The following is a 26,539-nucleotide window of genomic DNA, read 5'->3' as shown; positions in this document are numbered from 1 at the left end:
GAAACATTCTTTAGATTTCCTTAAAATAATCTTTAGAATTTGGTACTACTTTTATACTATTAATAATTCAAAAACTATAAAAATGAAGACATTAAAAATAATTTTAGGAGCATTTTTAGCTTGCACGATGTTTGCTTTTGAGTCAGGAGACCAAGTACCACAAAAGGTTAAGGATGCGTTTACGAAGAAATTCCCTACAGCAAAAAAAGTGAAATGGGACAAGGAAAATGCTACCGAATGGGAGGCAGAGTTTAAAATGAACAATACAGAATATTCGGCTAACTTTCTCGAAGACGGCACTTGGAAAGAAACAGAGCATGAAATTGACGAGAAAGAAATTCCACAGAATGTTAAGTCGGCCTTAATGGGTGCATATGCCGGATATAAAATCAAGGAATCCGAGATATCGGAAACCAAAAACGGAATGCTCTATGAATTTGAGATTAAAAAAGGAGAATCCGACATGGAAGTTGCCATAGATGCAAAGGGTAACATTATAAAAAAGGAAGTCATGAAAGAAAATGACGAAGAAGATAATGATTAGTTAAGTTTCATAGTTGATTGATTGAGTGCTAAAAGCCCACATCTATTTGGATGTGGGCTTTTTCTATTCGCTAATTATTGATATTGGATTTGATTTATACAGGCAAGTTCTGGCTTTAAATTTTCTTTAGATTTCCTACATACATTTGAATTGTAATAAATAATCCACGCTTATAGATTTATAGAAATACTTCATTTTAATATTATTCTAGACAAACTAAATCTATGAGCAAACATCTGTTTTTTTTACCAATTACTGTAATATTTCTATTCTTAAATTTCCAATTAGCATTTGCTCAAAAATCAGGTATTGAGACTGCTGGTGATATAGGTTTGATTGCCGTTCCCGCTGCTGCATTAACTGTAACCCTTATTAATGGAGACCGACAAGGAACTTGGCAGTTCACAAAAGGGTTTTTGCTCAATCAGGGAGTTACCTATGGGTTAAAGGTGGCACTTAACAAACCACGGCCATTTGGAAATGGAGATAATGCATTTCCTTCTGGTCACACATCTACTACATTTCAAGGCGCTTCATTTATCCACAAACGCTACGGATTTAAATATAGCATTCCTGCGTATGCGGTTGCTGGGTTCACCGCTTTTAGCCGAATAGACGCACAAAAGCATGATGGTTGGGATATTTTGGCAGGTGCCGTTGTTGGCATTGGTAGCACATTGCTCTTCACAACGGAATATCAGCAAGAGCATATGGAACTCACCTTTAACAATAGCGAAGGTGACTATTTACTTGGTTTTAAATATAAATTTTAACAAATCCTAGTATCAATGAAAATTGTCATTTGTCTTTTTATATCCATCATTCCACTCATTGGTTTCTCTCAAGAAATCGATACACCTTCAGAAATAAGAAGGGAAACAGCATATGAAACATTTGGGGATTATGCCCAACATGCACCAGCCCTGACTTCACTAATTGTGATTCTTGCCAAAAAAGATAGACAAGGATTTTGGCAATTCGCTAAATCTTATGGTACAACTTTAGGGTTGACATACGCCTTAAAATATGCAATTAACAAACCCAGACCCGATGGTGCAACGGACGGTCACGCATTTCCCTCTGGACATACAGCGGTAGCTTTCTCTGGCGCGTCCTTTTTACAAAGAAGATACGGTTGGGAATATGGGATACCGGCCTATGTGGTTGCCGGATTGGTTGCCTACACTAGAGTTGAAGGTATCCATGATAGACATGATGGTTGGGATATTCTCGGTGGTGTGGTTGTAGGAGTTGGAAGCACCTATTTATTTACCACACCTTATCAAAAAGAACATTATGAATTGACCTTCAAGAGCGGTGGAGGCGATTATCTAATTGGCCTTAAATACAAATTCTAAAATGAAAACAATTGAAATTGAACACGAACAGATTATGAATGCCTTGAATATGAAGGATATCGAGAATTACTGTCTCGAAATTTTAAGAAAAAGTAGATGCAGAGCATTGCCATTTCACGGCATAAAACATACTGTAGAAGTTTTCGAAAATGTGTTATTGATAGGTGGTTATGAAAACATAAATGATGAGGAACAGGAAATCTTAAATATCGCAGCATTGTTCCATGATACAGGAATGTCTGAAACATATATAGGTCATGAAGATGTTAGTGCAAATAATGCCAAAACATATTTAAATGAACACAGCTATCCCAAGGAAAAAATAAAACGAGTCTTAAAGTGTGTTAAAGCCACAAAAATGCCTCAAAACCCAAAAACGCTTCTCGAATGTGTCATGTGTGATGCTGACTTATCACATTTGGCAAGTACGAATTACCTGTTCAAAAACGAACTGTTGAGAACCGAATGGGCAAATTATATGGATTTGGTATTCACTGATGAAGAATGGTATCAATTGAACTTGGAATTTCTTATCAACCATACCTATCATACAAATTTTGGTAAAACCGTTCTCAAAGAAGGGAAACAGAGAAATATTGAGCTGTTGGAACAACTAAAAAAAGATGCGATTAATTAATGCCTTATGGAATATCTTCTCATACAATTGCGAATATTAAAAATTAATGTCATTGCATTAGGTTGGAAAAAAGAATTTTTATCAAAGAACTTTGAGGGACTCAACAAAGTTGTCGTAGATAATTTTAACAAGTTGAAAATCAATGCTTTTATTTTCCCTGTGACACTATTGTTATGTATTGTCTGGTTACTCTATTTCAATGATGGCATGTCTGTTGAAGGCTATGTCAATGTTCAAAAGGATTCTTTTTTTTATATAAATTCCATATTATCAAAATTTCCTAATTTCCAGTTCAACTTAACACAATTGGGAGACGTTCTTATATTTTTGCCTTTCCTTACTTTATTGTTAGTCTACGCACCTAAATTATGGCAGTCCATGCTAATTGGTCTTCTAGTCTCAACCATATTTACTAATGTGTTAAAGAGTTTTTTTGCCTTACCGAGGCCAGCAGCTATGTTTGACCGAGATGTTTTTGTAATTACAGGAAAAGCAATTGTTTCACATAATAGTTTTCCTTCAGGTCATTCAATAGCCACTTTCACAATATTAACTTCGATATTATTTGCTTTTATGCCTTCCAAAATAAAATTCAAAATACCATGGTTCATTTTAATTTTTATGATAGGTTCTGTCATTGCGTTTTCCAGAGTGGCCGTTGGTGCGCATTATCCTTTGGATGTCATAATTGGGAGTATTATAGGCTATATTTCAGCACTTTTGGGTATTATTATCAATCGGCGATTTAGTTTACTCGATTGGTTAACAGACAAAAAATATTACTTTATATCCATCATTTTATTCTCAATCTGGGCCATTTTAATAATTAATAGGATACTTACCTTAAATTTGGTAGTATTTTATTTTGCCCTGGCTAGCTTACTCGCATCACTATATATAATAACCACTATCTATGTTAAAAAAGCCTATTAAACTGACGTATTTTGTTTTAATAGCCAGTTTCCTTAATTTTTTATTATTTCATTTTCCCTTTTTTAGATTCGTTTTCGACAATGTAGATTACAAAAGCTTTAACGGTATTCTTCTAATTGTCAGTTTAGTAGTCATCATGTTGGTTGCAAATGCTTTTGTACTGTATCTCATATTCTTTTTGTCACGATTTGTGGGGAAGATTTTGTTGGTTTTCTTTTTCATCGGTAACTCAATAGCCATCTATTTTATACATACCTATAATGTTCTTATTGATATCACGATGATTGGGAATGTTTTAAATACCGATTATGAGGAAGCCAGCAGTTTTTTTTCGCTTGGATTGGTTATGTATTTGATATTATTGGGTGTCATCCCTGTTTTTTTTATAATTCAGGTCAACATAATCAAGGAAAAATTTAAACCGTTTCTGGTTAAGTGGTCATTGACATTACTTTTTATCATTGTGATGGTTTTTGTCAATGGTGGCAATTGGCGATGGATTGATAAAAATTCAACCAAATTGGGTGCCTTGGCAATGCCTTGGTCATATATGGTCAATACGTCGAGATATTATATCTATAAGAGTAAAGAAAACAAAAAGGAAATCCTTTTGCCCGATGCGACCATAAAGGACACAGAAAAATCTGTCGTAGTCTTGGTCATCGGTGAATCTGCAAGAAGCGAAAATTTTTCATTGTATGGTTATGACAAGCCCACCAATCCATTGTTGTCGAAAATAGAAAATCTTCACACCTTTAATGCAACTTCCTGCGCAACCTACACAACGGCAGGCGTCAAATGTGTTTTGGATTATAAGGACACCACCGATTTATACGAGATTTTGCCTAATTATCTATACAGAAATAATGTTGAAGTGATATGGAAAACGACCAATTGGGGAGAACCGCCAGTACATATCAAAAACTTTTTCAATAAAAAAGATTTGAGAAATGAATGTGAAGGAGACCTGTGCAATTATGATGAAATTCTTATAAAAGGATTAAAAGAGCAAATCACAGCCAGTCCAAAAGATAAGATATTGATTATTTTACACACAAGCACAAGCCACGGACCCTCGTATAACACAAAATATCCACCTAATTTTGAAACCTTCACACCTGTTTGTAGGAGTGTGGAATTAGGGGATTGCTCTAAAGAAGAACTTATCAATGCGTACGACAATACCATCGTTTATACAGATTATCTTCTTGCCAGCTTAATAGACGATTTAATGCAGTTAAAGGATTACAATAGTACGATGATGTTTGTGTCCGACCATGGCGAATCGTTAGGAGAAAATAATCTATATATGCACGGCATACCTGCCGCATTTGCGCCAAAAGAACAGTTGGAGATTCCTTTTATCGTGTGGCTATCTGATGATTCCAAAAAGTTAAAACCAAATAAAACCTTGTCACAGAATCATGTGTTTCACAGTGTTTTATATTTTTTGGCAATAGATAGTACTATTTATGATGAGAAGATGAATATATATAAGTGAAAGATTGTTCTTCAATCGCTATTAACATGATTTATTTTCACACAAAAGCTCATTAATCATAAATTAAGAGTAATTAGAAATAATGCGATTTGAAGCCAATGTAATAAATAAAAGATTAACAAATTGTCATTTAGTTTTTGGGTGAAATCAATACTTATTTAAATTATTCTTCTTAAAATGATTTTGATTTCAGAACTTACAGCCACAACAATCTGCTTCAAACTTTTCAAAACCTGTTCAAACAACTTATTCATAGCTTTTTATTTTATATAATTCATTCAATAGCAATAATGCAAAGCCTTTCAGATTTTTATCCACTGAAAAATAACTTGCCTCATCCATATTCGATAAAAACCCAAATTCCAACAGCACCGAAGGAAAATAATCAACCGTTTCCCGCAACACCTGAAAATTGGCAAACTTAACACCGCGGCTTTCCAAACCAATATTATGAACCAATGCCTTTTCAATTTCATGTCCCATTAAAATGGAATGCTTAAAATATTTTCCAATAGAATTTGAAACAAAGACTTCAATCCCTCTCGCTTTCGGATTATCTGAATGATTGCAATGCAGGGAAAAAAATATATCTGTATGAAGCGCTTTTGATAATTTGGTTCTGTCACTCAAAGAAATTAGGGTGTCTTTATATCTTGTCAAATAAATGTCAAGATTATTATATGGTTTTAGTTCATTCAGTCGAATGATTTCCAAAGCAATATTCAAGACGACATCTTTCTCTTTAATTCCATTGATGCCGACTGCACCAGAATCAATTCCGCCGTGGCCAGGGTCAATGACAATTATCTTCTTTCCAGCCTTTTCAGTCTGTCCGAAAAGGTTGGATGCAAGTGCCAAAAATACCAGCAAAACAACGTTTCTATAAAATGTATTCCAATCCTTCATTGTTTCTGTTCTATTGAACAAAATTCAAAGAATCCATCCAATCCATAATAATTATCCAAAGTTTAACACCAACTCTTGTTAAAGTTTGATGATTTTCTTTCTTCCGCTTCATTACTTAATAGATTTCGCAAAAGTTCATTCATAAACCGCCTTCAATCAGGCATCTAAAAACGAACAATTATGAGAAAATCAATAATCCTATTGATGGCATTGTTGCTAATTTCAGTGCCCACTTTTGCACAGATTGGTGGTATTGAAGATTCGGTCAATGACGTTTCCGATACCATTAGAACCATCTTTCCAATTATTCTTGGTGTCATCTTCCTTATTGGGTTTTTGTTCAATGCAGGGCACTTTTTTGGTGAAAACGCTGACCTCAAAAAAGGGATTACGCGGGTTTTGGTCTTCGTGCTTATTGCAGGCGCAGTCGTTGGAATCTTCACTTACCTAATCAGCATCGTGGTGTAATGAAACGGTTCGAAGTCTATAAAAACATTAGAAAACAAGCAATGATATTCGGGCTTCCGGTATCACTGTTCGCCCTAATGATGATTGCCATTGTCGCTTCGCTTTTGGTCATCATTTTTTCGTTCAGTTTTGGGCTGATACTTGGCGTATTGATATTCAATACATTACTGTATGGCGCTCTTATCAGAATTACGAGCAATCCACAACTTTTTCAAATGGCACGAGTATTCCCAAGAATTATCAGTAACAAAAAATCATCTGCTCTCGATTATGAAGAAGATTAATCTTTCGGCTTATCAACCCATCGTCGATATTCAAGATAATATCGTGTTTGCCAATAATGGCAATATCGTACTGTGTTATGAAGGGATGCTTCCGGAAATCTATTCACTATCCGAAAAAGACTTTGAGGATATACACGCAGCTTGGTTTCAGGCAATCAAATCCTTACCTATTGGAACAGTTGTTCACAAGCAGGATGTCTATTTGAAGAAATCCTATTCATCCGAAAAACTGCCAAAAAACACGTTTCTTGAAAAAGCGACCCACACTCATTTTAAGGGTCGAGAATATATGGAACACAGATGCTTTCTATTCTTTATCCTGACCAAAAACAAGGCGTTGAACAATTCCAAATATGTCAATCCATTTAAAAAAATCAACAAAGGGATTATTCAGGAATTGGACGATACGGTCAATAGCTTTATTGGCTCTGTGAGTGATTCTGTTTCCTTTATCAATAATAGCCGTAAGATGGAATTCATTGCGCTGAAAGCTGAAGAAATCCAATCCATAACCAATAGTTATTTTAATGGTTTCAATGAAGGCTTTGATACAGATATTTTATTGGAAAAATCCAATATCAGTATTGGTGAGAACCATTTTGATGCTCTTGCGGTCAACAGCGAACTGTGTTTTGGCGAAAGTGTCCAGAGCAGTAAAACCAATGAGCGTTTTACGTCAGACGATTTTGTATTCCATCAAGGATTTATTGACGGCATAGGACTTACACTGACCGAAAACCACATTGTCAATCAAATCATCTATCTGGATGACAAACAGAAATGGCGTAAGCTGTTGGACAAAAAAATCGAAGAACTCAAGAAAAGTTCCAATTTCGGTTCACAGAACAAAGTGGTGTTGGAAAAAATTCAGCACATTCAAAATCAAATCAATGCAGATGACAATGCACGGATTATTCGCGGTCATCTGAACATCATCTATTGGGCCCGAAAAGAACGGGAACTTGAAAAAATTGCTTCCAAGATAAAAACGGAATTTAAGGAATTGGACATCATCCCATACTATCCAAGAGGCGAAGAACGTAAGAATTATATCCTCAACAGCTACTTCTGTTTTCCTTCAAATTTTTCCAATGAGGATTTGTATGTGACCGATTTAAAACACGCTTTATGTCTGACCATAAACAACAGCAACTACAAATCGGATGCCACCGGAATTATCTTCAATGATAGGGAACACAACATTCCTGTTTTAAAGGATGTTTGGGACGAACGGAAAAAACGCATCAAGGCACGTAACTTTGCGATTTTTGCACCCACAGGTGAAGGAAAATCCTTTTTGGCCAATAACATTCTACGCCAATATTTTGAAAGTGGTGTCCGCCTGGTCATTATTGACCTTGGTGGTTCTTACACCAAGTTCGCAAAACTCTATCCAAAACAATACACGGTTCTTCGCTATGAAAGTGGGAAGAACTTGGGCATCAATCCTTTTTACATCAGCAATCAAGATGACCTTACACCAGAACGATTGGAAGATTTATCCATTTTTTTGTTTGAGCTGTTTGCTTCCGATTTAAAGGTTACGAAGGCACAATCGGTTTCCATCAAGAAAATATTGCTTCACTATTATCAAATAATTTCCGAAGCACACTCTTTGGATAGTTTTTACCGCTTTATAGAAGGTAACCAAGACACGTTACTTGGTCAACTTAAAATCCATCCCGACTACTTCAACATTACCAACTTTTTGCACATAATGTCAGAGTACGTCGGGGATGGTCTATATAGTTTTCTTTTTGAAGTGAGCGAAGACCAGACGTACAAAATTGAGGAAAAACGGCTGATTGTTTTTGAACTGGACGAAGTGAAGGACAATAAGGAAATTCTTTCCGTAATGCTCAAGCTCATCAAGTCTGCCATCCAAAGAACCATTTGGCGTAATCGTGCCGAAAAGGGCATCATCCTGTTTGATGAATTTGCCAAACAGCTAAAATTTGAAAATGTATTGGAAAGTGTGGAATTCTACTACCAAGCCATCAGAAAACAAAATGGCGCAATTGGAATCATTTTACAGTCCATCAATCAATTGCCGAACAATTCAACTTCCGCAAGCATACTTGAAAACACACAGGTCATTTATAGTCTGAACAACGAAAAGGGATATGTCGAGCTGCAGAAACGCTTGAATCTATCCAGCCACGATTTGAATCAATTGAAATCCATCAAAAACAACTTGATAGGACCACGGAAGTACACCGAAATGTTTATCAAAATCGGTAAGGAAAGTAACATTTTCCGCCTTGAAGTTCCGAAGGAAGTCTATGCTGCCTACTTAACCGATGGCGCAGAAAACGAAGAAATAATGAAGCTTTATCAAAAGCATCAAGATATGGAAAAAGCAATCACTGAATATTCATCTTAAAACAAGTACAATGAAAACAAAAATTTTAATTCTCGCAATGGCAATCCTTTTTAGCTTAAACGTAAGCGGTCAAGGAATGCCAGTTTATGACAACACTAATTTTATAAGTCTTGCCAAATCCCTTATAGAATCTGCAAAACAAACGTCCCAACTCTTAAAAACAGTTGAATTCTTAAAAAAGCAAAAGGAAAATCTTGAAAAAGTTGCAAGTGTTGTTCAACAGCTTCGAGCAGTTGAAGAAATCGCTCAAAACAACCAACGGCTTTATGGCATCGTTCAAAACGATTTACAGGAAATTCTGAATTCTCAATACATCAAACCAAATGAGGTTACAAAGATTTCCAATTCCTTCAATTCCATAATTCAGAGCTCTATGGACGATTTGAATTTTATCGATAAAATCCTATCAAGTGATTTCTTGAAAATGACAGATGCCGAACGTACCCAATTATTACAGGAAAAAGAAATGAAATCGAAAGAAATGGTCGCAGAAATCACAAAGAAAACAGAACGTTATCGCGACATTATTTCCTTCAGAAAAATGCAGGATAAAATCAATAACCGAGAAACAGATTATTAACGATGACTGCCAACTTCATTTTGGGAATAGGACTGGAATATGTGGACGCCGTATTTCAAACGATTCAGGGTAGCGATTTTTCGCAGTATACCATTGCTGGAATGAAAGTACTTGCTGTGGTGTTTTTCTTGGTCAATATTCTTAAAAAATATAATGAAGGCGTTGCAGAAAAAGAAGGATATACTTGGGGATTGAGTCCAGGGGAACTCGCCAAAAACTTTATGGTGGTTCTCCTGGTTATCTTTTCTACTCAAATTTTGGGATTTTTTGATGGTATTCTTATAGCGATTGAGGGTCAATATCGGAATACGGCTCCTGCGCTCCTTCCACTTCAAATGCAGGATATTCCTTTGGAAGAGGATGTGGGCGCATTGGAAGCCGCCAAAAAAGCCCTGGCATTGTTATATGAAGCCTTGGTAACGCCATTGTATGGATTCAAAATCCTTGCATTTATCATCAGTCTGTTCCTATGGATATTGGATTTGTTCATTTACCCCTTATTTCTGGCCGAGCGTTATTTTTTGCTCGGAATCATGCAAGCTTTTTTTCCATTGGTCATCAGTTTGGCGGTATTTGAGAAATTTCGGTCTATGGCCTATACATTTATTAGGCTCTATGCAGCGGTCTATATGCTTGTGCCTGCGTTTTTTCTTGTCAATGTGTTTATCAATGCCATTTATACGGAAATCAATACCAATTTTTGGAACAATTTGTTTGGGACTGACGTTGGCAGCAACTTCTTTGCGCCAGTTGTGGAATTGGGTTCGATTGGTTTTATCGTATTTCTCAAATTCAGATTGTACAAACGTGCTACATCATTCACTTTAAGGCTCTTTACAGCTTAAGAAAATATTCAACAAAATGAAAACCTCATATAAAGACATCTATACAGTTTTAAGAATGAATCGATTGATAATCATTGTGGTTGTGGTAGGAGCGGTGCTGTCCAGCATATTTTCAGGTTGGATGGTCTATACTACGTATCACAAGGCGTTGAACAATGCCTTTGCCATCAACACGAATGGCGCTGTCATCCCTTTAAAACTGGTATCTCAAAAGGAAAATTTTCAAGTGGAAGCTTTGGCACATCTGGAATTGTTCCACACCTATTTCTATAATATTGATGCCAGCAACTATGAAAGGAATTTGGAGAAAGCCCTTTGGTTGGGAAATAGCTCTGTGGACAATCTCTACAGACAGAAAAAAGCGGACGGTGTTTACAATCGACTGCTGCAATATTCTTTGGTACAGAGAGTCATCAGTATCGAATCGAAAGTTGAAGCAAAAGATGGTGTCTATTCATTTAAAACTATCACGATTTTTGAAATCAACAGAGGGACGATTGTCGATACCTATGAACTGACAACCACGGGGAATTTAATTATTGTGGACCGAAACTTTCCAAAAAACACACATGGACTATTAATCACAAACTATTTTGAAAACAGCTTGAAAAAACTGTCAAATCAAAACCAATAAACTATCGTTATGAAAATCGAAAAAAATAAAATCGTCTTTGGGTCTGTCTTGGCTGTGGTGGTCATCTTTTTGATTTCCTATTCCATTTTGGTTATGGGAAATGATGATTCTGAATCTGATAACCTAAAACAAACTGCGATTCCGGAACTCGAACAGGAACAGGAAGAATACAAATCAAAATTGGATGCCATCAACAATTTAAAGGAGGTGCGCCAAACCAATGCACCAAGCATCTATGATGAAAGCATGCTTGATTCATTAGGATATTATGACCCTGATTTGTTGGATAAGAAAAAACAACACATCGTGGACAGCATCTATGCCTCGGGAAGAATCAGGTATTCTGAAGAACCGTATCAATTTAGTTACTTAAAGGATAGCACTAAATCCAAAAAAACCAAAGAGGAAAGCAAAGTACAAGAGATTGAAGCTTCGATTTCAGCAAAAGAAATGGGAGTGGAGCATCAACTGTTTTTTGCATCTGAACCTATTCCGAATAAAAAATATGTTAAGACGGATGCTACTATCTATGTTGAAGTTGATGGCAACCAAGTTGTAAAAGTGAACCACAGATTGCTTTTGCGATTGATAAAAGCAGCCGTCATTAATGATATGTTGATTCCGAAAAACACGCCACTCTATGGTTTTATCAGCTTTCAACCCAATCGAGCTATGATTGAAATTCAAAATATCAATCATCATCCAACAAATTTAAAGGCGTTTGACCTTCAGGATGGAAGTGAAGGCATCTACATAGAAAACAATTTTCGAGCTGAAGCATCCAAGGAAGTTATTGACGATATCATTGGAGATATTAATATTCCGTCTGTGCCACAAGTTGGAGGCATTAAGAAAGTATTTCAACGCAACAATCGGAATGTCAAAGTAACCATCGTCAATAACTACAAACTTATACTAAAACCTGAATTGTAAACTATCAAATTCCAAAATCATGAAAACATCAATTCTAATTATATTCTGTATTTCTTTATCGAAATTATACGCACAAAACCATATTCCATTAGATACTATTTATGCGAACGACACCAAGAACGTCGCCCTATTTTTTCCAGAACCAGTTAGGCAAGGAATTACAGGTTCTGATAACTTTGTTTTTACGTATAACCGAGAGAAAGAACAATATTTTGGATTGCTTCAGGCAACACCAGGAAACGAAAGTAATTTGTTGGTAATCAACAAAAATGGTGCAATTTTTTCGTATATTGTAAGGTATAAGGAACATCTTCCCACACTAAATTATTTTATTCCAGAATCTAAAAGTATTGGCAATGAAAAACCAAAGGATTCACTTGAAAATTTAGAGACAAAGGAAAAATCAGTTGTTACTAACAGAGATTTCTATTATCAGAAATTCTCCGCTTATTTGTTAGACCAACCAAAGAAATTTGGATTTTTAATAGACAGAAAACACCACATTAAATTGAGCGTTGAAAACATCGTTTTTGACAAAGAAGAATTATACGTGGTTATCAAAATCGAAAACAAATCCACATTGGATTATGAATTAAACTATTTGAATTTTTACGTGGCGACAAGAAAAAAAGGAAAGAAAAAATCGCTTCAAAATCTTAATAAAGAAGCTTTGTTTAAATACCATGAGCCAAGTAAAGTATTGGAAAATGAAACCGTAAGAATGGTTTTTGTATTGCCAAAATTTTCCATCAGCAAAGAACGAGTGGTCATTTTGGAACTCGATGAAAAAAACGGAGAACGAAACTTGAAATTGAAAATTTCACATAAAACAATCAATAACCCAAATTAAAATATCATGAAAAAAGCAGCCTTATTTTTATTGAGTTTGGCATTTCTCAACTGTACAGACAAACAAATGTCCCATACTGAAACCGCAAAAGTTGTGGTCGAGAGTTTCTACAAAAAGGACAACAGCAAACTAAAATCCCACACTACTCCCGAAAGTTATGAATCGTTTCTTGCTGTACAAGACTTTATGACGGCTGAAGAGGCTGGAGCATCGAACTATAAGGTCCTGGAAGAAACCGTTGATGGTGATAAGGCTTGGGTAAAATTCACGATTTCTTATGAGGAAAAACCAGAGACATTCAAGTTGGTTAAGGACGATGGGCAGTGGAAAGTGGATGAAAAGGGGGTGAGGGAGAGGGCCCCTTTTTAAATATTATCTGAAACCATCAAACATATGGTTTTATTGGTCTTTTGTCCTTTGTATGTATTACCAATACTTTCAAAATTGAAGCTTTTTAAAATGTGATACATTGAATTTTTTTCGTTCAATTCTGTTGTGGCAAATACATTTTCGTTTTTAATTTCATTTAATAGTAACTTCGTAATGTATTTTCCTATTCCCAATCCTTGAAAATTAGCTTTGATATTGTCTTTATCAACAAATAGATATCCTAACTCATAATTGTAATTTTCTTTGATTTCAGGGATTTTGGCGTAATCAAACGGGGTTTTATACACTTGCTTTAAAGCGCCAATACCTATAGCATTTCCGTCTAATTTAACTAAACAAATTTTGAAGCATCGTTCAGCCTTTCCTTCTGAAGAATCTACTTGTCCCTGTTTGTCCAAGAGAACTCTAAACTGTCTGATTTCCTCTTTGGTTAAATCTTTAGAGGATTTTACAAGATATTCAATTTTCATTACTTAATATCCTTAAATGGGTTTTTATCTCCCGAACCATCTTTTGCCATATTAAACCTTACATCCAGAAATTCCCTTATCGCTTCAAAATTTGGGTATTTGGATGGATTTGCCAAACCAAAAGATTCAAGTATTAAAATCATTGTGTTTTTCAGTGTGAATTGAAATTCCAAACTTTGAAATGCTATGACTGGAAACTCTGCCTTAAAATTTGCTTCATCCATTTCTTTGATTTCAAAATATATTCTGTTAAAATCTTCTTGTGTCGGATTTGATATTTCTCGCAATTTAAATTGTGTTTTTTGCGTAAGGATAAAATTATTAATTGCTAAAAAGATATGCCAATCCTGCCATCCTTCGTTTCGAAGTGATTTTAAAAGTATTACAAATTCCGGATCCTCAACAAGTTCTCCAATTGTTAAATAAATATTCTTATTTAAGCTATCAAATCTGTAATCAATTTGCTTTAATGACACCTCTTGGCTGTAAAGAGAACTTAATTTATTTTCCCATTCCATAACCTTATTGGTTTTAGGCAAATCGATATTTGGGATGGATACTGCTTCAAAATTATTGCGTTGCAAAGCATCAAAATTCGGTTTTTTGAAAACGTAGCGATACATTCTTTGATAGAGCCCCTGAATTTGTGTCTTTCCAGCCAAATCCGATTCTTTATAAAGAGAGTCAAAAAGTTTGTCAAACTCATCAAAAGGCAATAAGCTTAAATTGCTAACAATCCTTCTTATAGCTGTGGCGCAACTTGAGGTATTGAGGTTAATTTCCGTAGAATCCTGGCTATCCAATTGTCTTACCCAAGCTTTCCAAATAATCGATTCGTTGGATGGCTCTTGGGCAGGGCCTTTAAAATTTTGTGAAATTTCAAGTTGTATTTCCACTTTCCCTCGAATTAAATGAAAATCATACTTTGACAATGCAATCTCTGCCAAAAGTATTTGCGCTATTCCACAAAACTCTTCTGACTGTGGTATCATTTCATAGGTATTGTCGAAAGATATTGTCCATTCAATTCCAAGTGCATTAAAGCTAACCTTTCTTGTTTTCCCTAAATCGTTAAGTGGAACATCCGTTAATTCTTGTTCAATAACTGGTATTAATGTTTGATAGGTTGGATGGCTTTCTTCAAATATTTGTAATGATGGCCTTATAAATTCCTCGCCCAACACTCCTAAATCATTTATTTGATGCTCCACCATAACCTTTAATCCAGGCGCTATTTTAGGTGACACGTGGAATATCAATGCCAAGTCAGCCATTATTTTAAAAGGCATTTCTTCCAACTCTGGATTCAAAGGTGTTCCTTTAAACTCATTTCTTGCACTCATATAATTTGTAAAAGAAACAATGGCATTCATCCAAGAACCCTGTTTAAAATCAGTGTAGAACACAATACCAAACGCATCTGCAATTCTTTTAAGCAACTTTCTATCTCCTTTGTGAATGCTTACCCAAGCAGCACCTAGAGCATAATATTTAGCAGCTAAATTCATTCCTATTCCCGAATAAAGCTGTGCTATATTAATAAGTGCTAAAACGTAACCCTCAAAACTTTCTTGATTATTAAATTTATTCTTGGCTTTATGAAATGAATCCAGCGCTTTTAATGATAGCTTTGGGATGTCACTATTTAAGTATTTAATTCCTCGTTCCAAATCGTTTTTTGCAGACCTGAACTTACCGCTTCTAATTTCTACAATTGGATTTAATTTTTCTGTAAACTCGATAACAGCATCAATTAAACCAGAATTTCCTTCCGCGTCAGTTTCCATAAGAAGCTCTACATAATCCGTCAGTCTGCTACTTAATTGAGAAACATTGTAATATTCGGCTTTTTCTATATTTTCCAGAATTTTTTCCAACGGCTCCAAAACTTCTTGAACCTTTTTATCCTGCGTTTCTCTGTTCGAATTGAGAAACAGATAATGAGTTCCAAGATTTTCAAGCAAGTAGCATAGCTCATTGGGATTTTGTTCCTTTTCAATTTTGGAATTAAGTGTGTCACGCATTTTATCGAACCAAACCTGCACTTCTGGCCCTTTGAGATTGGTTTTGTCCATATAACCTGCCGCAACAGCGATGTTCATTAAGCTTTGAGCATCTTCCAATTCCTTACCTGTTTTAAACGAATCAAAATCCTTAAAATAAAACCTGAAATAATCCTCTTTGCCCTTCAAATTTCCCTCTGGAATTTCACGGATATTAAGAGGTCGGAAAAGAAGCCACAAATACTCATATACTGCTGCCCTTTTCACATCATCATCTATTTCCTCTTTAGCAATATAGAGTTCCATTATTTTAAGCCATTGTTCTTTATGCTTGCTAAAATGTTTGGTTATTCTGCAATGTCGTGTTCCGTCAATTGCTTCGTAAAATTCTCCAATAACCACACGTTCTATATCATCAACATCCTTCCATCTATTATATACTTCCCAATACCACTTGTCCGCTTCATTTGATGACTTCAACAGAAGTTGATTCAATTCTTCAGTTGTGAGCTTTTTATCTGCGATATCTGATTGGGTAGCCTTATCCCAAACGAATGTGTGAAGTTCTCCAAATATAGAAGGTAGATTTTCCTTGTCTATATGAAATGGTAATTCCAATATTAATTCTTCAATAGATCCTCTTAATTGAATAAATTCATCATCCGCCTTTACATCTTTGAATTCCCATTTTATTTGTTTTATAAAATCGACCCAATCAGATTCTTCCAAAGATTTGAAAATTGATAATGCTTCTTGCACAAAAGCGTCCTTACCATCTTCATCTATGGCTTTTGCCTGCTTTTCGATGTATTCCGAAACTATTTCCTTTACTTTGAGGGCACATTCGTGAGCCAAATCCTCACTTAAATTATCTTGATGCTTGTTCCAATTTCGAAGCAGTTCTGCATCGTTCCCTTCACGATTCTGTGCAACCGACGTATTCGCTTCAAAAACAAACTCCTTTTCCAGAGATTTATAATCTGTTTTTACGTGAAGCATAAAAAAATGTGCAATACATTTCTGTATTTCTTCACTACTAAAAGAAAAGTTTCTGGAATACAATTTTATTTGCCGAAATTTTGCAGTTTTTGAATGTTCGTTCAATTGAAAAATATCTTCTTCAAAATCGCAATAAATATGGTCATCAATATCAAGGCTGTAATTTTCAATCCAAGTTTTGACGGTTTTTAGAATCTGATAGTGATACCCTCTTAATGATGCCGTTGCATCTGTATTTTTTGAGAAGATATGAAGTTTATTAATATTCAACGGTTTATCAATTTATGTTAGTACTTTTCGATTGATGAAAATTAAATTTTCCAGTCTATACTTTTCAATCTTTTTCTAATAGTTAATAAAGATTGAAATACCTCCTTTTCATCAGGCAACTCTCCAGTCAACAACTCTTCAAATGAACCACTATAAGTTTTGCTCAACGTTTCCCAGACTTTCTCCGTATCGCTAAAAAATAACGAATCTGATGGATGTTTGGACAACCATTCCTTATCATTTGGGATTGCCTTATCGTCATCTTTTCCAACTTGAATGAGCATTGTTTCAAAATCAGTTGAAGCTAAAAAGGACTTTATCGATTTCTCTTTCAACAGTTGGTGCAAATCATAGGTATGACGGATTTTATTGGATAAGTCCTCCATGGGATGTTCCGTATAGGAAAACCGAACAAGACTAATGATTTTTTCACAAAACGTCCTTTCTATGGAGAGCGCTGTTACATAAAAAGGTTCTAATTCATAGAATCTAATTAAATCGACGTTGTTAGTGGCTGCAATGAATTTGACAATCATTGTTTGGATTTTGACCTTTTTTGAAGGATGGGAATTTCCCAAACTCGATACTTCCAAAACTATCTGGTCACGAATTTGGCCATACGAACCTTTTACGCCTACTTTTTCATATTCATAGACGAGTTTCCGAATCTTTCCCATCTTATTTTCCAATGGATGTTCTGGAACATATTTTAAAGGTTCGGAAACTGCCTCTGTAACCGTTTTGAGTTTCTTCTTTAGAGCATTTCCGGTTTCTCCTTCATCTTGGATGACCACCAAATCTATATCTTCCGAAAACCGCTCTATAATATTATAACATTTGGATAGGGAAGTACCACCTTTAAAAACTGCGATATCTTTGGCGTTTTTATCCGTGAAGATTTGCTTTAGGGCATAGGTCACCCAATAATCCTTTTCAATATATATTTCTGAAATTCCAAGATGTTCTGCAGTAGCGACAATGGCACCTTCAAAAGCCTCTTTATAATTGTGTAGTTTCATTAGGCAATATTCCAGTTTTTTATAGTTGGCAATAAGTCTTTGCCGATACCAAATTCGTACGAACTTAAATAATTGATAGAGTCTTTAAGGGAATTGCTCAATTCTACCATAGATAGGTTTTCCAATAGCGCACCTAACAAAGCCCTTACCTTGGGTGGATATTTCTTGGCGAATGAAACCATTTTATTCTTGTCATTAATGGAAAGAGCGTCAATTTTATCTTTTAAGAATGAAATTCCCTGTTTCTTGTCAAAATCTGGAATTGAATTGAAATCTTTCATAACATCTAAAATCTGTAATAAGGGTACATTGTTTTTAGTGACTTCAACATAACTTTTCGAAGGTTTTACCTTTGTGTTTCCAATGGTGGTTTTTATCTGTTTATCCTTGCTCGCCACTTTAATCACATTGGAAACTTGTGAGGTCAATCCCAACTGATTATATAATCGAATTCCCGTAACATAGGCAATTTGCTTGTTATCCTCAAAAAGATATTTTTCAAGCAAAATATCTTCCCTTGGCTTTATTTCACCAAATACAGTTGACTTTGGTTTGTAATACAGTCCATTTTTATAACGTTTGATAGTCCCTTTTTTGACCATTCTACTTAAAGCTTTTGCAGCAGCAGTTAGTTCACTTTGTGGTATATCAAGAGTGTCGTATGTAAACACTTCTCCTGTGTCCATACGAGTAACTTTAGTTCTTATAGCAGTTGTTATATTCATAATATCTATACCACAAAGATATGGAAATTATCCTATAAATGTCAAGTTTATTCCATTATTTACTTGACATGTTAAAACTCCAGTAGTTTCTTTATTAGTTAAAGCATCTAATGCCTTAACTCTATATTATACAGATTCAATGATTAAAAAATCTGTGAAATTGTTCTTCATGAGACTACATCTGCAAACAGTCGATTTTTCTATAATCTTGTTGTTCGACTTAATGCAAATTTGCCATTTGACATTAATAGGCAGAATTATCGGTTTCTCTAATTTCCCTTCGGTTACATTCCAAGTCCAAGTTGGCTTTTTTCTATCTGCGATACCAGAATGGTCATTCCATAGTTGGATGACATCATTTGATATTATTTGATTGTTGGGTTCAAAAGTTTCAACCAAAGGAAGATACATTCTAATTCGTTTGTCTTTTAGTTTTAAATCTGGAAAGTAAATAAAGCCCATTTTTTCCCAAAAGAACTGTGAATCTTCGGGTGCACAATATAATTCAACTACAAGAATTCCGTTTTTTTTGAATTCTTCCAACATTTCATTTACAAATTTCCTTCCAAAACCCTTATTTCTGTAGTCTCGTTTAATTTGAAAAAGTTTTATATTAACTAAAATCCCGTCGATATCATAACTTAAAAAGCCAATGGGAAAGTCATTTTCTGTAAAGACGATTAGATTCTTTTGGCTAAAAGCTTTGGCAATGCAGTACCAATTGCTAAAGCCTATCGGAAGCCATTTTTTAATTTGTAATAAGTGCTTTTCGGAAGGAAAGAAATTTGATTTATAATTCATTTGAATGCATTTTATCTACCGATGAGTTTTTGAAGTAGCCATCAATCCCGCATTTTTCTAATTATTTCTGCAATATGTTTCGGCTCATAGTCTTTATTTCCATTATTATTTACATCCAATTCAGAAGTTGGTTTCATTCCAAAATTAATAGAACCGTCGGAATTTATCCAGACGCTGCAAAAGTACCTTGTCCCAGCCTTAATGATTATATCGCTGTCAAATTCGATTATTTTTGAGAAATCTGGTTGGGTTTTTTTTGTGTTGTTAAACCTTTTCGGTAAATGAAAATTCAAGCTAGATTCCACCGAAATATTTTTTCTTGGATTTATTTGCATAGCTACTGCCAATTCTGGTAAGAAATAGATTGTTTTTACGTAGTTATCTTCTCTTTGTACATCAATAAGTGATAGTCTATTTAGCTTTTCAATAATTAACCAATAATAATTAGGATTTGATTGTATTAGTTCTTTATTCAAATTCTTATAGTTATCGACTTCTATAATTTTATTCAGAACTGCCAATTCTTCACGTGTCAATTTGTTCCACATTCTATACTTAATGGCATATTCCAAGCGATGTATTTTTTTATTTTCAGCAGGTATCTCTTTATTTTCTTGGTTGAATTTAGTTTGACAATCCAAACATTGGAAGCGTGTGTTTTCGAGCTTCTTCTTTGCTGTGGATTGTGTTGTTACCTCAATTCCTATTGGATTTCCACATTCAACACAATCTTCTATGTACAAAACTGTTTGAGAATTGTCCTTTACTACGGAATTTAATTTTGGTTGTGTAATTTTTATTTCGGAGCGTAATGCAGTCGGAGAATTTATAAAGACACCATCTTTTAGTTCCCAATACCTTGATATAATAGCAATAGTTCCTTCGTCTATATTTTCTTTAAAATCGATTTTTAGATATGGATATTTCATTAAATAAATCATTTACGTTTTTGCAGTTCTCTCTTACGTCGATTCTCTCTATTTTGCTTTCTTACATCTTCGGACTTCCATAGAAGATAATTAAAACGATAAAACAGTTTGAAAGCAATTTCCAGTTCCGTCATCATATCAGCAATACACTTATCGTAAATAGACCAAACAATTTCTAATTGTCCAAAGCTAATATTTTGTCTTTCTTTTTCTGGTTCTAACATTGCGGTTATATAAACGCTCATTAAATTGAATAAAATACTTTTATAATTTGCATTAAATTCAGGTGTTTTGTCCGTTTCATAAAACGGTCCACTATGGGAACTAAATTGTATATCGTGTTTATTTGCCGCATCTAATAATTCAGTCCAAAATGAGTCTTTGATATTTCTAATATTTTCCCAGTTACGGAGGTCGGTATTAAAAACGATTTCATTGTTATATCGGTCGTACATTAAATTATACTCACATTCGGTTTTTTCTGATTTCAGTAAACAAATTAACGTTAACGAAGGTTTGTAATAGTAAGGAACGAATTTATCTCGAATTCTACTTTTTTTTGATACGTTTAAAAGTAATTCAGTTGCAGAATTGAAGAAATTTCTAACGTCTTGATTTTCGAAGTCGTTTTCAGAAATTTTATAAATTGAAGAGAAAAATGTATCAATCCATTGGTCGATTTCTTCAAATTCATCTTTAATTATTTTGTTAACGCGATTGTTCATTAAATTTATATTTTAAATCTTTTTTAATTGTACAACCATAATCTCCAATCTGCGTAATAAATCATCATATGTAAATATGTCAATTATGTTTTTGTACTTACGTTTTATGATTTCAAAATCTGATAATTGTTGTTTTGTGAGATTGATATCACGTCCCATAATTATCATACCATTTGGATTGGTGATTTTAATCTCTAAATTTTTAGGCAATTCCTTTTTATATTTTTCAGTTAGTTGTTTTTCTCCTTTTCGCCCAGTTTTGTTTAAGTAGTAGATATATTTTTCAATCTGCATAATAGTTCCCGATAAATCTCGATTTGGAATATGATTCTCTCTGTAAGGACTCACAGATACTATACTTTTGTCAAAAGGTATTTTAATCTCTACTAAATCCAAATTTCCCATAAAATCAATAAGTCCATAGTCCAAACGTCGAATTTTGTTGTTGTAAACATCGTTAAACCTTACTTCCTTGAAAACAGCAATGTATTTAGGGAACAGCAATAATATAATTTGTAAAATTTCTTCTTGCCATTGAGGTTCAGAATAATCTACTTCATTGGATAGCATATTTTTCAATTTTTCCAATATGGTTTCATATTTAAGAATTTCAGCGTCTTTAAACGTTTTTCTTAATTTGCTTTGATAGACAGGTACTTTTTTATTGAGATACAATTTATATCCTTCTTCCTTATCTGGAATGTTGTCAAAATAATTTTTTAGAACTGACGTTACTTTGGCTTGTCTGTAAAGACTTATTTCGTGCGTATTAGGAAAAATCTTAATAAGGTTTTCAAATTCTTCAATTGGAAGTTTGTCTTCATTTTTTCCACCAATGAAAACATCTTTATTGAAATATTTATCAATTTGTGATAAAAGAGATATTTTTGATTTCACAAAAAAATGTTTAACTCCCAAATCTATTTTTTTGTGAAGGAAAAAGTTATTAGTTAAACCAAAAACAGCTTTATCAATTTTATAGTAATCATCAATTAACTCTCCGATAACAAAATGAAACTCGGGTTCGTCAAAAACACCCTCAACCTTTTTGAGTAATATATTTCTGTTAACTTTAAAAATTTTTTGAATGAAAAATGATTTTTCACTTTGAAGATTTGACTCAATCCATTGGCTTGGTTGAAAATCCGAATAATATTTTAAAACGAGTTTCGATTTTATTTTTTCTATTTCAATCAATTGTTATGAGTTTAAAATTGCATAGAAACAAATATATCATTTTAATAAGTTGCTCTCAAAATAGCCATCTTTAAAGTTTCGAACAGTCTTATTTTAGATATTAAAAATGTACTTAACATCCTTATAAATCCTATCAAAATTAGCCTCCAAATCCACATCAGAATATTCACGCACTTCATCAGGCAGTTCCCTTTCAATATCATAAAGTTTAAATTGAACCTTTCTGTCCTCTCCATCAGCAAATGTGATAAACTCGCCTTGCTTTAAACGAAAAAAGGCATCAGCTCTAATTTTTGCGACTTCACGTTCTCCTGTTGTCACTCGTGTGTCAAAATTGAGATTATGACCTCGGTTCACACTTGTGGTTTCTTTCTTTACGATTTCAAAAAAGCGTTCGTAATATTTTGCGGTGTCTGGGTCATTGACTTTTCCGAAGAACTGATAGGATAGGTTGCTCAATATGGCTTTGCTCGCCTTATCGCCATACATAATGTCATTTTGGATTTTATCCTGCATGACATAAATGGTTGCAATGTTGTAACTCCGCAAGGTAGCAGGAATCCTGTGCATATTTAATAGTCGAATTGTTGGTGCTTCTTCCATCATCAAAAAGGAAGGTCGGGAATTCCGAACACTCATTTGTTTGGTAATGGTGTGAATGATAGTGGCAATGACTGGCGAAAAGGCCGTTTCATATTTTGGGTTGTTGACCACAGAAATTATTGTTGGTTTACTTTGATTACTGATGTCCAAAGGAACATCATCCGCTGAAAGTGCCATGAAAATGTGTTGGGTACTGATTTTTTTAAGTGCGTTGGCCAAGGTGCTTTTCACTCCAGCCGTTTGCCGCTCTGAATCTTTCCCACTGATAAAAGCATCTGCCATGGCTCGTGATGTGGCATTACTTTCCAGAAAAGTAATTAAATCCTTGGTGTCCAAGTTTTGATAAATGGCAATCAAATGGGGAAGTGTACAGAACATCGGGTAGGAGGTCTTTAATTTCCAAATCAAACCACCAATCAAGCCTTCTGCGGCATCGTTAAAGAATTTACTTGTTCCACTGCTTCCAGACTCTTTTTGTTCCAATAGGTTTTCGATAAGCACTCTTGAGACTTCGTTGACACTTTCTTCATTTGGCAAATAACGAGGTGCAATGGGATTGACACGATGAAAAATCCTGTCAAATGAAATAATAAAGAAATTGAATTTTTCAGATTTGAAAAGGGGATAGGCCATTTCTGTAATTTCAAAATCCTTGTAATCGTGAATAACGCCTGAAAAGTATTGTTTCCTAAAGTGTTTCAAAAACCCAAAGACCACACTTTCTGTCTTTCCGCTTCCTGCTGAACCGATAATCGATGCTCCCCTTCTGATATTGTTCAGTTTGAAAGCGCCACGATTCAATTTGAATTTGACTTTATAAGTTTTCAAAATTGCATCTCCATCATCTGGAAAGTGCAGAAATACATACAAGACAGTATTGATTAATAACATAGGACAAATCATTGTTAGAACTGATTTGACATGATAAAAAAAGGTCTGATTTTCCATTAGTAGAACAAAACCAAATAATGCCATCAATAATAAGTTGATTGCAAAGCCATATTTGGTAAGTCGAAACATGAGATAGAACAAGATGCTCGAAACTATAATTGAACCAATGATGAATACTACACTGTGTGTTTCCATAATATTATATGCCTATTGAGCCGGATTTAATGGCAATGTCAACACCTCTTTTCAGACGGTTTATGACTTTCAATGCCATTTGGACCTTGTTGGTTGGGATGCTTGGAACATGGATTCCCGATTTTGCCAGTATCTTAAATGCAAGCGCTCTTTCACTTTTCGGTAATCCCAACAAGGTCGAGAAATAAAGTTTTGGGTTTTTGATGTAATCCTTTTTCGATTGATAGCTCTCCGCGTAATTCCGCTTATATCCAAAAGTCTGGTCAAAGGTTTTTTCTGCCTTTAGAAAAAAGCCATCCCTATCAAAACCTCTTTTGACCAACTTGCCATTCATCATTACTTCCGAAGATTTGTATTTGCTACCTGGAGAAAGACTGATGGAATTTGATGCGTCCTTTCGACTTACTATTATATGTATATGGCTTTGGTTGCCATCTTTTTTCATTCCCTGTACAATCCGTTTTCCGTTCTGCTGATGTGGTGCTTCCTTTTCAAGTTTTTCTATCTGGGATTTCATCGTTGAAATATTGCCCTCAAGTTCTCCCCGCAGCACTTTTCTCAAATCCTGTTTAAGCTGAAGTATTTTTGTGGCGAAGGGTTGATTTTCGATTATTTGACGGTCGGTGCCCTTAAAGCTTCTTTGGTGTTCGATTTTTGCGAAGTACTTAATGTCATTTATTGAAATCGGTTTTCCATTCAATTCCCGATTGAAGGATTTGACATAATCCTCCATCAAGGTTCTGGTATATAATTTTAAATCTTGGCTACTATTTTGCAATCTGCTCAATTCATATTTGCTTGGATTAACGGTAATGGAGTAAAATTTTGGTTCGACCTTTTTCAATTTTGCCGTGTTCTCATTGATGTCCTTTACTACTTTTTCCGTTGAAATTTCATCGCCATATTGGTTGAAGAAATGCTCCATTTCATCTTGCTCCAGACCTTCATTTTCCTTCTCTAAATAGTCCACAAAATCGGCAACACTTTGAGCGTAGGTCGATGTCAATTTCTGTGCTGTGATTGTGATATACATTTTACAAATCGGTTTTTTTATTTTCAAATTGTGCCTTAAACTCTTCAGGGCTTTTCTCCAGCATTCGTGGTTTTTTGATTGGTTCGGCTTCCTCAAAAAGTGATTGCAACATGGCAACGGTTGGTTTTGTTTGGTACTTCTCGATATTCTTCATGATGGCAATAACACCATTGATTCGTTTCTTAAAAAGTTTTTCCAATGTATGAATGTGTGGACCCATAGATTCGTTGGGCGAAATGCCATTGGTCTCAAAAAAATCAATCATCAATAGTAAAGTCATCGATTGTGATTTTGACATTGTTTTGCAAAACCTTCTAAACTTAACCACTATGGAAGCCTTGATTTTTAAGGTCTCAAATCGTTCTTTTTCAAATCCTTCATCCATGTTTTTAGTAAAATAGTTTCCTGTTTTATTGGGCTGATGTCCTTTTTTAGTAAAAAACAACTCGCAATCATGATAAAATCGAAAAGGAATAAATTGCAATCGACTGATATAAAGCAGTTTATTTAAAATTAATAACCGAAACATCGCGTCAGCGTGTTACCCTCTTGCTATTCCTTTTCGTCCAGCTCGCTGGACAAAAAAAATACCATTCCATCCGAAAATGTAATGGCTTTTTCAAAGACTGAAATTGGAATTGAATTTTTTAAGATTTGATAATTGATATTTTAGAATTATTCCCAATGAAGATTTGAAAATCTTGCGAATAATGAAATCAAAACACAAAAAAAGACCTCCAAATAACCGAAGGTCCAATTTTAAAATTCATCATTTTTTGTTGTCATATATTAAACACATAGGTATAGGAATACAAATTCCTTACCGCTTCCTCGTCCAGCATCTTGTCCAAATTCACATTGTGACTTGATGCATATTCGATAAGGCTCTTTCCATATTTATGCTTTACATCTTCTTTGGAAGATTTGAGCAAACGTTCTTGGGCTTCTTCGCTTAAATCCGTAAAATTCAAATAGACCATAATAAAATGATTTAATATTCGTTCGGAAGCATTAACGTATTGTTTATAAAATACAGGCGCAATTCATCCAATGGAAAATCGGTCACATTGTATCTGTGTTTCTCAAAAATTAGGTCGTTCCCATCGCCATACGTGATGATGGCTTCGCAACCAAATTTCTCCTGTTCCTCTTTCGATAACCGTTTGAAATCGATGGTAATAAAATAACTTTTATCCATCAAGCTCCGACCAATTACGGAAGTGTCCGTGACCAACCAAAAACAATTGGCAACATCTGCCAAATATTTTATGCCATTGGTAAATCGGGTTCGTATCAATGGGATTTGAAAAAATAGTTCAGAACCGTGAAAATGTTGCAATCCCTCTTTAATTTCCTTAACTTTAGCATTCATTGTTTTACTTTTTATTAGTTAATAATGAAAAAGAGGGCGCATCTTTAGACAGTAACGCCCT

General features: G+C 34.6%; 29 protein-coding genes. 15 read left to right on the top strand and 14 right to left on the bottom strand.

Annotated features, from left to right (window positions below):
• The first annotated feature begins 82 nt into the window (after nt 1-82).
• From M0G43_RS12215 to eptA, 6 genes are all read left to right on the top strand, one after another.
• On the top strand, nt 83-544 hold the full coding sequence (locus tag M0G43_RS12215) for a PepSY-like domain-containing protein (RefSeq protein WP_248026832.1): 462 nt from the start codon (nt 83-85) through the stop codon (nt 542-544).
• A 224-nt stretch (nt 545-768) separates the two neighbouring features.
• Entirely contained in the window at nt 769-1,317 is a 549-nt protein-coding gene (locus tag M0G43_RS12210; RefSeq protein WP_248026831.1) for a phosphatase PAP2 family protein, read from the top strand.
• Between the two features lie 15 nt (nt 1,318-1,332).
• Nucleotides 1,333-1,902, top strand: a complete 570-nt coding sequence (locus M0G43_RS12205) for a phosphatase PAP2 family protein (RefSeq protein WP_248026830.1) — start codon at nt 1,333-1,335, stop codon at nt 1,900-1,902.
• Nucleotide 1,903: 1 nt separating this feature from the next.
• Nucleotides 1,904-2,539 carry an HD domain-containing protein gene (locus M0G43_RS12200; protein ID WP_248026829.1) on the top strand — a complete coding sequence of 212 codons (636 nt, stop codon included), beginning with the start codon at nt 1,904-1,906 and terminating at the stop codon, nt 2,537-2,539.
• A gap of 6 nt (nt 2,540-2,545) precedes the next feature.
• Nucleotides 2,546-3,472 (top strand): phosphatase PAP2 family protein, encoded by a 927-nt coding sequence (locus tag M0G43_RS12195; protein ID WP_248026828.1) that lies wholly within the window; start codon nt 2,546-2,548, stop codon nt 3,470-3,472.
• Nucleotides 3,453-4,973, top strand: a complete 1,521-nt coding sequence (eptA, locus tag M0G43_RS12190) for a phosphoethanolamine--lipid A transferase EptA (RefSeq protein ID WP_248026827.1) — start codon at nt 3,453-3,455, stop codon at nt 4,971-4,973. Before M0G43_RS12195 ends, eptA begins: the two co-directional genes overlap by 20 nt.
• Before the next feature lie 246 nt (nt 4,974-5,219).
• Here the strand turns inward: eptA and M0G43_RS12185 are convergent, their stop codons facing one another.
• Nucleotides 5,220-5,879: an N-acetylmuramoyl-L-alanine amidase gene (locus M0G43_RS12185; protein WP_248026826.1), complete on the bottom strand. Its 660-nt coding sequence runs from the start codon at nt 5,877-5,879 to the stop codon at nt 5,220-5,222.
• A 180-nt stretch (nt 5,880-6,059) separates the two neighbouring features.
• Between M0G43_RS12185 and M0G43_RS12180 the strand changes: the two genes are divergently transcribed.
• Genes M0G43_RS12180 through M0G43_RS12140 form a run of 9 tightly spaced genes read left to right on the top strand, consistent with a single transcriptional unit; the run spans nt 6,060 to nt 13,225 of the window.
• On the top strand, nt 6,060-6,347 hold the full coding sequence (locus tag M0G43_RS12180; protein ID WP_248026825.1) for a hypothetical protein: 288 nt from the start codon (nt 6,060-6,062) through the stop codon (nt 6,345-6,347).
• Nucleotides 6,347-6,631: a hypothetical protein gene (locus M0G43_RS12175; RefSeq protein ID WP_248026824.1), complete on the top strand. Its 285-nt coding sequence runs from the start codon at nt 6,347-6,349 to the stop codon at nt 6,629-6,631. The genes M0G43_RS12180 and M0G43_RS12175 overlap by 1 nt, the downstream gene beginning before the upstream one ends.
• Complete coding sequence (locus tag M0G43_RS12170) at nt 6,618-9,014, top strand: TraG family conjugative transposon ATPase (protein WP_248026823.1); 2,397 nt, start codon at nt 6,618-6,620, stop codon at nt 9,012-9,014. The genes M0G43_RS12175 and M0G43_RS12170 overlap by 14 nt, the downstream gene beginning before the upstream one ends.
• A gap of 10 nt (nt 9,015-9,024) precedes the next feature.
• Nucleotides 9,025-9,594 carry a conjugal transfer protein gene (locus tag M0G43_RS12165; protein ID WP_248026822.1) on the top strand — a complete coding sequence of 190 codons (570 nt, stop codon included), beginning with the start codon at nt 9,025-9,027 and terminating at the stop codon, nt 9,592-9,594.
• Between the two features lie 2 nt (nt 9,595-9,596).
• Nucleotides 9,597-10,439, top strand: a complete 843-nt coding sequence (locus M0G43_RS12160) for a hypothetical protein (protein WP_248026821.1) — start codon at nt 9,597-9,599, stop codon at nt 10,437-10,439.
• Nucleotides 10,440-10,455: 16 nt separating this feature from the next.
• Entirely contained in the window at nt 10,456-11,073 is a 618-nt protein-coding gene (locus M0G43_RS12155; protein WP_248026820.1) for a conjugal transfer protein TraK, read from the top strand.
• 9 nt (nt 11,074-11,082) lie between these two features.
• The gene (traM, locus tag M0G43_RS12150; RefSeq protein WP_248026819.1) at nt 11,083-12,006 is read left to right on the top strand and encodes a conjugative transposon protein TraM; all 924 of its coding nucleotides are present in this window, start codon (nt 11,083-11,085) and stop codon (nt 12,004-12,006) included.
• Nucleotides 12,007-12,025: 19 nt separating this feature from the next.
• Complete coding sequence (locus tag M0G43_RS12145; RefSeq protein WP_248026818.1) at nt 12,026-12,856, top strand: DUF4138 domain-containing protein; 831 nt, start codon at nt 12,026-12,028, stop codon at nt 12,854-12,856.
• A gap of 6 nt (nt 12,857-12,862) precedes the next feature.
• Nucleotides 12,863-13,225 carry a DUF4878 domain-containing protein gene (locus M0G43_RS12140; RefSeq protein WP_248026816.1) on the top strand — a complete coding sequence of 121 codons (363 nt, stop codon included), beginning with the start codon at nt 12,863-12,865 and terminating at the stop codon, nt 13,223-13,225.
• Here the strand turns inward: M0G43_RS12140 and M0G43_RS12135 are convergent.
• The 13 genes from M0G43_RS12135 to M0G43_RS12075 all read right to left on the bottom strand — a co-directional run bounded on the left by M0G43_RS12135 (nt 13,222) and on the right by M0G43_RS12075 (nt 26,478).
• Nucleotides 13,222-13,716, bottom strand: a complete 495-nt coding sequence (locus M0G43_RS12135; protein ID WP_248026814.1) for a hypothetical protein — start codon at nt 13,714-13,716, stop codon at nt 13,222-13,224. The genes M0G43_RS12140 and M0G43_RS12135 overlap by 4 nt on opposite strands.
• A complete protein-coding gene (locus tag M0G43_RS12130; protein ID WP_248026812.1) occupies nt 13,716-16,988 on the bottom strand; it encodes a hypothetical protein in 3,273 nt (1,090 codons plus the stop codon). The genes M0G43_RS12135 and M0G43_RS12130 overlap by 1 nt, the downstream gene beginning before the upstream one ends.
• A gap of 41 nt (nt 16,989-17,029) precedes the next feature.
• The gene (locus M0G43_RS12125; RefSeq protein ID WP_248026810.1) at nt 17,030-18,007 is read right to left on the bottom strand and encodes a nucleotidyl transferase AbiEii/AbiGii toxin family protein; all 978 of its coding nucleotides are present in this window, start codon (nt 18,005-18,007) and stop codon (nt 17,030-17,032) included.
• A complete protein-coding gene (locus M0G43_RS12120; RefSeq protein WP_262917176.1) occupies nt 18,007-18,732 on the bottom strand; it encodes a DUF6088 family protein in 726 nt (241 codons plus the stop codon). The genes M0G43_RS12125 and M0G43_RS12120 overlap by 1 nt, the downstream gene beginning before the upstream one ends.
• A gap of 126 nt (nt 18,733-18,858) precedes the next feature.
• Nucleotides 18,859-19,533, bottom strand: coding sequence for a GNAT family N-acetyltransferase (locus tag M0G43_RS12115; RefSeq protein ID WP_248026808.1), 675 nt, complete (start codon nt 19,531-19,533; stop codon nt 18,859-18,861).
• 41 nt (nt 19,534-19,574) lie between these two features.
• A complete protein-coding gene (locus M0G43_RS12110) occupies nt 19,575-20,462 on the bottom strand; it encodes a hypothetical protein (RefSeq protein ID WP_248026807.1) in 888 nt (295 codons plus the stop codon).
• Between the two features lie 8 nt (nt 20,463-20,470).
• Nucleotides 20,471-21,187: a hypothetical protein gene (locus tag M0G43_RS12105; protein WP_248026806.1), complete on the bottom strand. Its 717-nt coding sequence runs from the start codon at nt 21,185-21,187 to the stop codon at nt 20,471-20,473.
• Between the two features lie 12 nt (nt 21,188-21,199).
• Nucleotides 21,200-22,084: a Shedu immune nuclease family protein gene (locus M0G43_RS15830; RefSeq protein ID WP_248026805.1), complete on the bottom strand. Its 885-nt coding sequence runs from the start codon at nt 22,082-22,084 to the stop codon at nt 21,200-21,202.
• A 393-nt stretch (nt 22,085-22,477) separates the two neighbouring features.
• Nucleotides 22,478-24,073 (bottom strand): type IV secretory system conjugative DNA transfer family protein, encoded by a 1,596-nt coding sequence (locus tag M0G43_RS12095; RefSeq protein WP_248026804.1) that lies wholly within the window; start codon nt 24,071-24,073, stop codon nt 22,478-22,480.
• Nucleotides 24,074-24,077: 4 nt separating this feature from the next.
• Nucleotides 24,078-25,106, bottom strand: a complete 1,029-nt coding sequence (gene mobB, locus M0G43_RS12090; protein ID WP_248026803.1) for a MobB family relaxase — start codon at nt 25,104-25,106, stop codon at nt 24,078-24,080.
• A gap of 1 nt (nt 25,107) precedes the next feature.
• On the bottom strand, nt 25,108-25,635 hold the full coding sequence (locus M0G43_RS12085; RefSeq protein WP_248026802.1) for a BfmA/BtgA family mobilization protein: 528 nt from the start codon (nt 25,633-25,635) through the stop codon (nt 25,108-25,110).
• Nucleotides 25,636-25,888: 253 nt separating this feature from the next.
• Nucleotides 25,889-26,086 (bottom strand): hypothetical protein, encoded by a 198-nt coding sequence (locus tag M0G43_RS12080; protein WP_248026801.1) that lies wholly within the window; start codon nt 26,084-26,086, stop codon nt 25,889-25,891.
• An 11-nt stretch (nt 26,087-26,097) separates the two neighbouring features.
• Entirely contained in the window at nt 26,098-26,478 is a 381-nt protein-coding gene (locus tag M0G43_RS12075; protein ID WP_248026799.1) for a DUF6876 family protein, read from the bottom strand.
• Nucleotides 26,479-26,539: the final 61 nt, after the last annotated feature.

The organism is Subsaxibacter sp. CAU 1640 (genome assembly GCF_023156585.1).
Taxonomy (GTDB): domain Bacteria; phylum Bacteroidota; class Bacteroidia; order Flavobacteriales; family Flavobacteriaceae; genus JBPOFM01.
This window is presented reverse-complemented; position numbering and strand designations above follow the sequence as displayed.

Coding starts and splice junctions, on each gene's coding strand:
- M0G43_RS12125 (WP_248026810.1), bottom strand. CDS start 18,007: ATGAAACTACACAATTATAAAGAGGCTTTTGAAGGTGCCATTGTCGCT.
- eptA (WP_248026827.1), top strand. CDS start 3,453: ATGTTAAAAAAGCCTATTAAACTGACGTATTTTGTTTTAATAGCCAGT.
- M0G43_RS12170 (WP_248026823.1), top strand. CDS start 6,618: ATGAAGAAGATTAATCTTTCGGCTTATCAACCCATCGTCGATATTCAA.
- M0G43_RS12185 (WP_248026826.1), bottom strand. CDS start 5,879: ATGAAGGATTGGAATACATTTTATAGAAACGTTGTTTTGCTGGTATTT.
- M0G43_RS12205 (WP_248026830.1), top strand. CDS start 1,333: ATGAAAATTGTCATTTGTCTTTTTATATCCATCATTCCACTCATTGGT.
- M0G43_RS12160 (WP_248026821.1), top strand. CDS start 9,597: ATGACTGCCAACTTCATTTTGGGAATAGGACTGGAATATGTGGACGCC.
- M0G43_RS12140 (WP_248026816.1), top strand. CDS start 12,863: ATGAAAAAAGCAGCCTTATTTTTATTGAGTTTGGCATTTCTCAACTGT.
- M0G43_RS12075 (WP_248026799.1), bottom strand. CDS start 26,478: ATGAATGCTAAAGTTAAGGAAATTAAAGAGGGATTGCAACATTTTCAC.
- M0G43_RS12145 (WP_248026818.1), top strand. CDS start 12,026: ATGAAAACATCAATTCTAATTATATTCTGTATTTCTTTATCGAAATTA.
- M0G43_RS12195 (WP_248026828.1), top strand. CDS start 2,546: ATGGAATATCTTCTCATACAATTGCGAATATTAAAAATTAATGTCATT.
- M0G43_RS12095 (WP_248026804.1), bottom strand. CDS start 24,073: ATGGAAACACACAGTGTAGTATTCATCATTGGTTCAATTATAGTTTCG.
- mobB (WP_248026803.1), bottom strand. CDS start 25,106: ATGTATATCACAATCACAGCACAGAAATTGACATCGACCTACGCTCAA.
- M0G43_RS12080 (WP_248026801.1), bottom strand. CDS start 26,086: ATGGTCTATTTGAATTTTACGGATTTAAGCGAAGAAGCCCAAGAACGT.
- M0G43_RS12155 (WP_248026820.1), top strand. CDS start 10,456: ATGAAAACCTCATATAAAGACATCTATACAGTTTTAAGAATGAATCGA.
- M0G43_RS12085 (WP_248026802.1), bottom strand. CDS start 25,635: ATGTTTCGGTTATTAATTTTAAATAAACTGCTTTATATCAGTCGATTG.
- M0G43_RS12165 (WP_248026822.1), top strand. CDS start 9,025: ATGAAAACAAAAATTTTAATTCTCGCAATGGCAATCCTTTTTAGCTTA.
- M0G43_RS12105 (WP_248026806.1), bottom strand. CDS start 21,187: ATGAACAATCGCGTTAACAAAATAATTAAAGATGAATTTGAAGAAATC.
- M0G43_RS12115 (WP_248026808.1), bottom strand. CDS start 19,533: ATGAATTATAAATCAAATTTCTTTCCTTCCGAAAAGCACTTATTACAA.
- M0G43_RS12210 (WP_248026831.1), top strand. CDS start 769: ATGAGCAAACATCTGTTTTTTTTACCAATTACTGTAATATTTCTATTC.
- M0G43_RS12135 (WP_248026814.1), bottom strand. CDS start 13,716: ATGAAAATTGAATATCTTGTAAAATCCTCTAAAGATTTAACCAAAGAG.
- M0G43_RS12110 (WP_248026807.1), bottom strand. CDS start 20,462: ATGAAATATCCATATCTAAAAATCGATTTTAAAGAAAATATAGACGAA.
- traM (WP_248026819.1), top strand. CDS start 11,083: ATGAAAATCGAAAAAAATAAAATCGTCTTTGGGTCTGTCTTGGCTGTG.
- M0G43_RS12180 (WP_248026825.1), top strand. CDS start 6,060: ATGAGAAAATCAATAATCCTATTGATGGCATTGTTGCTAATTTCAGTG.
- M0G43_RS12120 (WP_262917176.1), bottom strand. CDS start 18,732: ATGAATATAACAACTGCTATAAGAACTAAAGTTACTCGTATGGACACA.
- M0G43_RS12200 (WP_248026829.1), top strand. CDS start 1,904: ATGAAAACAATTGAAATTGAACACGAACAGATTATGAATGCCTTGAAT.
- M0G43_RS12215 (WP_248026832.1), top strand. CDS start 83: ATGAAGACATTAAAAATAATTTTAGGAGCATTTTTAGCTTGCACGATG.
- M0G43_RS12175 (WP_248026824.1), top strand. CDS start 6,347: ATGAAACGGTTCGAAGTCTATAAAAACATTAGAAAACAAGCAATGATA.